Genomic DNA, 369 nt, shown 5'->3' on the forward strand with positions numbered 1-369 from the left:
GCATAATCCTGGTCGGTCGCTATTTCGGGGTCGGCAAGAATGTACTTGTCGTTGAAGACGTTGAGCCCCTTGTTCTCCATCGCCCCCATATTGAAGTCGGAGACGGCGACAATCATGAAGATGTCGAGATCATATTCGCGGCCGAAGGCTTCCTCGTCCCACTTCAACGAACGCTTGAGCGCATCCATGGCATAGGCCGCGCGCGGCTCCTTGCCGTGTTCGACATAGATGCGCAGCTTGACCTCGCGGTCGTTCATCGTCGTGAACGTGTCTTCGACCACGCCGAGATCCCCGGCCACCAGCGCGAACAGATAGCTCGGCTTGGGATGCGGATCGAACCAGACGGCGAAGCGCCGGCCATCGCCATAG

General features: G+C 58.8%; 1 protein-coding gene. It reads right to left on the bottom strand.

Annotated features, from left to right (window positions below):
• Window positions 1-369, bottom strand: a 369-nt coding sequence (locus tag AC1D0P_RS32060) for a M1 family aminopeptidase (protein WP_477680411.1), incomplete at both ends; no start/stop codon positions are given.

This window comes from Polaromonas sp. P1_G2 (assembly GCF_056405515.1).